Below are 5,220 nucleotides of genomic sequence, written 5' to 3'. Positions count from 1 at the left end.
CCTTGGGGTGCGAGAGAATCCGGGGCACTACTACAACCTCGATTACGACAACGACAACGACAACGACAACGACGCCAACAGCATTCTCCTTATCAGTGCGCCGTTCCCGGGCCACGCCTTTCTCTTGAACCCTCTCACCGAGACACAAATGAGAGATTATTTTTCCCTGGAACCAGCGGGACAGACCATGCAACTGACAAGAGCCGATCTCTATAGTCTCGAGGAGTACGCGCGGTGCCGCCCGCAATTCCGCGCCCGGGTCATGGCCCACAAGCAGGACCGGCGGGTGGCCCTGGGCGCCCATGCCACGCTCTATTTCGAGGACCGCCTGACCATGCAGTATCAGGTCCAGGAGATGCTGCGGGCGGAGCGGATCTTCGAGTCCGCGGGCATCCAGGACGAATTGGACGCGTACAATCCGCTGGTCCCGGACGGGTGCAACTGGAAGGCGACCTTCATGATCGAGTACGACGACGAACAGGAGCGCCGTGCGGCCCTGGTGCGCCTGCGCGGGATCGAGACGCGGGTCTGGGTCCAGGTCGCCGGGCAGGGCCGGGTCTATGCCATCGCGGACGAGGACCTGGAGCGGGAGGACGCGACCAAGACCTCCGCGGTACACTTTTTACGCTTTGAACTCACCCCGGCGATGGCGGCGGCCGTCACGGCGGGGGCGCCGATCGGCATCGGCAGCGACCACCCGGATTATCGCTATGAAACCCAGGTCGGCCCGCAAGTGCGCGCCTGCCTGGCCGCGGACTTGGCGTGAAGCCCAGGAGCACCATGACCCGCCCGCCCCCGCACGCACTGCTGATCGACGTCGACGGGGTCCTGTTCCAGGGGGACCGGCCCCTGGCCGGTGCCGCACGCCTGCTCGGCCGGCTGGCCGGTCGCCCCCACTGCTTCGTTACCAACAACCCGATCCGCACCCCCGAGCAGATCGCCGCGGCCTGCGCGGCGATGGGGCTGCCCCGCCCGGACCCGCGCTACATTCTCACCTCGGCCCTGGCCACCGCCCGCTGGTTGAGCCGCGAGCGGCCGGGGCTGCGCTATTTCGCCGTCGGGGCCGGCGCACTGGAGGCCGCCTTGAGCGCGGTGGGCAGCCGCGACGAGCGTGATGCCAACGCGGTGGTGGTCGGTGAGGGTGTCGGGCTCGACTTCGCGACCCTGACGACCGGGATCAACCTGATCCTGGGCCGCGGGGCGCGCCTGGTGGCCACCAATCCGGACACGACCGTAGACGGGATGCGCGACGGCCAACGGGTGGTCCTGCCCGGCTGCGGCGCACTGGTGGCGCCCTTCACGGCGGCCACCGGCGTCACCCCCACCTTCATCGGCAAGCCCGAGCCGCTTCTTTATGAGATGGCCTTGGGGCAACTGGGCCTTCCCGCCGCCGCCTGTCTCATGATCGGGGACCGGCCGGACACCGACATCGTCGGGGCCGAGCGGCTGGGCATGTGGACGGCCCTGGTGCGCACCGGCCGCTTCCCGCCCGGTCGGGACTGGGTCGCCGGCCTGCCGCGACCGGACTTCGATGCCCCTGACCTGGATCGGCTGATCGAGGCCCTCGACGGGGCTTTCCCCGGGTTGCTCGCTCCCGACTGAGGATCTCATCATCACGTTCACTCTGGTCGGCGTGCTGGCCGCGCTCGTCAGGTCGCCGTGAGGGCGGCCGCACGGGCTGACGCGGCCCTACAGTCCCGTTGGCTCCTCACCCCCAGACCCGCTATGCTTGGGGTTCCCAGACCTCAAGGGCAATCGGCCCATGCGACTCTCACCCGAGGACATCGTCGTCATCCGTACACTGGTGCAGGCGCGCTTCGGCCCAAGCGCCGGGATCTGGCTGTTCGGCTCGCGACTGGACGAGAGCGCCCGCGGGGGCGACATCGACCTCTACGTGGAGCCCGACCGGCTCCCGGATGACAACCTGTTTCTTGCCCGCCAAGCGTTGCAGCGTGCGTTGGAAAGGGGACTGCGTCAACCGGTAGACCTGGTGATCAACCCGGGGCATACGACCGCCTTTATGCGGCAGGCCCGGGAAGAAGGATGCCCCCTATGAGTCAGCGCGTACCGGTCTTGGAAGATGCGCTCGCGGCCTTGGCACAGACCGCCGACCGGCTCGCCGCGACCCACGCGGGCGTTACGGCCCTCTTCCCGCTGACGGCAAGCGCCCTTGATGCGCTCTCGGAAACGGACCAGGAGCGCCTGGACGCCTACGCGATCCGTTATGCCCTTCCGGACGGGGCAGTAGAGACTGGGCAAGTATTCGAGCCTTTTTTATCAGTTATATAGCGCTTAATCGTGATGCGGTTTCGAGAGAAAATCGCCGAAAATTGCTATTTTGTGCCGATTTCGTCCCGATTTCGCCTCGGAGCGCTGAGCAATCTCCATGATTTACAATAGCATAATACTTTCACAGTCTCAGTAGCCCCGTCCGGAGCGTTTTCTGACCTCTTTTGGACCGCCGACGCTGCCAATTGGTGCCAGTTTCAAGCCGTTCGGCGCGGGGCGAATATTCTATCCTCCTTGGACTCCACACTGGGACCATAATATGACGCCAGCCTTCACAGAATCGAAGCGCGTAAAGGTGTTTCGCTTGGGAATCGCCCGGAAAATCCCAAGATTTCCCAACGATAAAGAGACGCTGCAGAAACTAGAGTCCTTTTCGCTGGCATCGCTCTTTATCCAACACGTTTTTTGTATTTCGATACGGGCCCAATTGATATCCTCGCTAAAAATCGCAATGCATAGGCGACTAAGGCTCATGAAACTTTATTGTTCTTGAGTGAACCAAAGTCTGAACAAATTGAGTCAAATTTCGTTTGTGCGGCACAAGCCCACAGGTGTCGCGTGTCTTAGTAAAAGCCTCGTTGGCAATAGCGTGTAATCCACGTCTTGTTCCTGATGTGGCCAAGACTCGCACCCGCTTACAACTCGACACGGCCAGTCTCCAGTCTTCCGTAAACAAGATACAGGGGTTTCTCGGATGCTCAGGTCAAATCAGTTCAAGGTAAACGAGCTATGGATAGCTATCAAGCTAAATCAGCGGTCCTTGTTGGTTCAGGATGAGCCCTATGATATCTACGTCCTTATGGACGCCGCCAGTACCTATGTGTTCGGGCACTTGTTGTCCAAGGTGGCCGACGAAAATCCGGAAGAAGGAGAGGTGGAAGCCCTCTTCAAAAAGGCATGGGAAACCAAGAGGCAATGGCCGGAGAAGCTTATCGTGCCGGAGCGTTCTCTGGCTCAGGACGTATTTTCAAAACAAGCCGAAAAGCATGGGATTGCGTTCAGTACCGTGCGGCTAGCCGATCTGACTTCAATTGTCGGCCCGGTGAAAAAGTCGTTTGCTTCGGCCCTGAAATGAAGTCGCGACCAACGTCGGCGCACTATCCCCGGAGACTTCCTTCCGGCTCCCTACCGGAGCGACGGACGACGTCCAGTCTCGCAGCGGTATCGCGTGCACGCTGATATTCAAAACCCGCTGGTAATGGGATAACGCCGATCCCGCCCGAAGGCGCGCTGCGAAATGCGCACGCCGGGCGGGGCCTGGCGGCGTTTGTATTCGTTGCGGTCCACCAGGCGCGTGACCTTGCGTACCACGGCCTCGGCGAAACCCTGGGCGCAGATGGCGTCCACCCCCTGGTCCTCTTCGATATAGAGCCGCAGGATGGGGTCCAGGACCTCATAGGGGGGCAGGCTGTCCTGGTCGGTCTGGTCCGGGCGCAGTTCGGCGGAGGGGGCGCGGGTCAGGACGCGCTCGGGGATGCTGGGGTCCAGGCCGTTGCGGTAGCGGGCCAGGCGATAGACCAACGTCTTTGGGCAGTCCTTGATGGGTGCGAAGCCGCCGGCCATGTCGCCGTAGAGGGTGGCGTAGCCGACCGCCATCTCGCTCTTGTTGCCGGTGGTGAGCAGGATGCGGCCCTGTTTGTTGCTCAGCGCCATGAGGATGACGCCGCGGCAGCGCGCCTGGATGTTCTCCTCGGTCACGTCCGGCGCCCGGCCGGCGAAGGCGGGTTCGAGCATGGCGAGGAAGCTGTCGAAGGCGGGTGCGATGGGGATGGTATGGGTCCGGACCCCGAGCCGCCGGGCCTGCTCCAGGGCGTCCTCGTTGCTCATGTCCGCGGTGTAGCGTGACGGCATCAGGACCGCCTCGACCTGGTCGGCGCCCAGGGCATCGACCGCGATGGCCAGCGTCAGGGCCGAATCCACCCCGCCGGAGAGGCCGAGCACGGCCCCGCTGAAGCCGTTCTTGCGCACATAGTCGGTCACGCCCAAGACCAGGGCCTGGTAGATCGCCGCCTCGTCTTGGGTGTCCGGCCCGCCGGATAGGCCCCCCGCGGCGTCCCCGCCGGGCCTGCCGTCGTCGTCCAGGTCGACCAGCAGGGCCTGCTCCCGGAACTGGGCCGCACGGGCCCGGACCCGACCCTCCCGATCGACGACGAAGGAGCCGCCGTCGAAGACCAGTTCGTCCTGACCGCCGACCAGGTTGGCATAGAGGATGGTCAATCCGTGGTCCAGGGCGCGGCGGGCCACCAGGTCCTCGCGCTCGGCCCGCTTGCCGGCGTGAAAGGGGGAGGCGTTGAGGTTGATCAATACCTGCGCACCGGCCGCCGCGGCCGCCGCGGTGGGGCCGTCCTGCCAGATGTCCTCGCAGACGCTCAAGCCCAGGCGCAGCCCCCGGTGCTCGAGGACGAGGGCCGCCCGGCCCGGCTGGAAGTAACGCTTCTCGTCGAAGACGCTGTAGTTGGGCAGTTCCTGCTTGGCGTATTCGGCCACCAGCACGCCGTCGCGGATGACCCCTGCCATGTTGAACAGTCCGTCCGCCGTTGCCCGCGGATAGCCCAGGACCAGGGTGATGCCCCGGACCTCGGCGCAGACCCGGGCGAGGGCCGACTCCACCCGCGCGATCAGCTCGGGGCGCAACAACAGGTCCTCCGGCGGGTAGCCGGTCAAGGTCAGTTCCGGGAATACCACCAGGTCCGCCCCGGCCGCCCGGGCCTGGTGCGCCGCGGTGATGACGCGACCGGCATTACCGGCGACGTCCCCCACCAGCAGGTTCAATTGAGCGATTTGGATGCGGCAACCCACGGTGAACTCCGGATTGGTGTGAGGCGAAACCAGGCTAAGCAACGAGTCATGAACAAGTTAGACACAAACACCGGCGTTGTCGTTGTCGTTGTCGTTGTCGTTGTCGTTGTCGTTGTCGTTGTCGTTGTCGTT

Annotated in this window: 6 protein-coding genes; 5 read left to right on the top strand and 1 reads right to left on the bottom strand. The window is 64.1% G+C overall.

Features of this window, described 5'->3' with window-relative positions; genetic code table 11:
* The first annotated feature begins 187 nt into the window (after positions 1-187).
* From QZY48_RS11305 to QZY48_RS11285, 5 genes are all read left to right on the top strand, one after another.
* Positions 188-766 (top strand): DUF3501 family protein, encoded by a 579-nt coding sequence (locus QZY48_RS11305; protein ID WP_295430958.1) that lies wholly within the window; start codon positions 188-190, stop codon positions 764-766.
* Positions 767-780: 14 nt separating this feature from the next.
* On the top strand, positions 781-1,602 hold the full coding sequence (locus tag QZY48_RS11300; RefSeq protein WP_295430957.1) for an HAD-IIA family hydrolase: 822 nt from the start codon (positions 781-783) through the stop codon (positions 1,600-1,602).
* Between the two features lie 160 nt (positions 1,603-1,762).
* Positions 1,763-2,056: a nucleotidyltransferase domain-containing protein gene (locus tag QZY48_RS11295; protein WP_295430956.1), complete on the top strand. Its 294-nt coding sequence runs from the start codon at positions 1,763-1,765 to the stop codon at positions 2,054-2,056.
* Positions 2,053-2,289 carry a hypothetical protein gene (locus tag QZY48_RS11290; protein ID WP_295430955.1) on the top strand — a complete coding sequence of 79 codons (237 nt, stop codon included), beginning with the start codon at positions 2,053-2,055 and terminating at the stop codon, positions 2,287-2,289. The genes QZY48_RS11295 and QZY48_RS11290 overlap by 4 nt, the downstream gene beginning before the upstream one ends.
* A 694-nt stretch (positions 2,290-2,983) precedes the next feature.
* Positions 2,984-3,364, top strand: a complete 381-nt coding sequence (locus QZY48_RS11285) for a hypothetical protein (RefSeq protein ID WP_295430954.1) — start codon at positions 2,984-2,986, stop codon at positions 3,362-3,364.
* 107 nt (positions 3,365-3,471) lie between these two features.
* On the opposite strand, the gene QZY48_RS11280 is transcribed toward QZY48_RS11285, so the two are convergent.
* Positions 3,472-5,088, bottom strand: coding sequence for an NAD+ synthase (locus QZY48_RS11280; protein ID WP_295430953.1), 1,617 nt, complete (start codon positions 5,086-5,088; stop codon positions 3,472-3,474).
* Positions 5,089-5,220 lie beyond the last annotated feature (132 nt).

Origin of the sequence: uncultured Thiodictyon sp., assembly GCF_903828115.1 — a bacterium.
Taxonomy (GTDB): domain Bacteria; phylum Pseudomonadota; class Gammaproteobacteria; order Chromatiales; family Chromatiaceae; genus Thiodictyon.
This window is presented reverse-complemented; position numbering and strand designations above follow the sequence as displayed.

Excerpts from the sequence above, each read along its gene's own strand:
- QZY48_RS11305 (WP_295430958.1), top strand. The coding sequence starts at position 188 with ATGCAACTGACAAGAGCCGATCTCTATAGTCTCGAGGAGTACGCGCGG.
- QZY48_RS11300 (WP_295430957.1), top strand. The coding sequence starts at position 781 with ATGACCCGCCCGCCCCCGCACGCACTGCTGATCGACGTCGACGGGGTC.
- QZY48_RS11295 (WP_295430956.1), top strand. The coding sequence starts at position 1,763 with ATGCGACTCTCACCCGAGGACATCGTCGTCATCCGTACACTGGTGCAG.
- QZY48_RS11290 (WP_295430955.1), top strand. The coding sequence starts at position 2,053 with ATGAGTCAGCGCGTACCGGTCTTGGAAGATGCGCTCGCGGCCTTGGCA.
- QZY48_RS11285 (WP_295430954.1), top strand. The coding sequence starts at position 2,984 with ATGCTCAGGTCAAATCAGTTCAAGGTAAACGAGCTATGGATAGCTATC.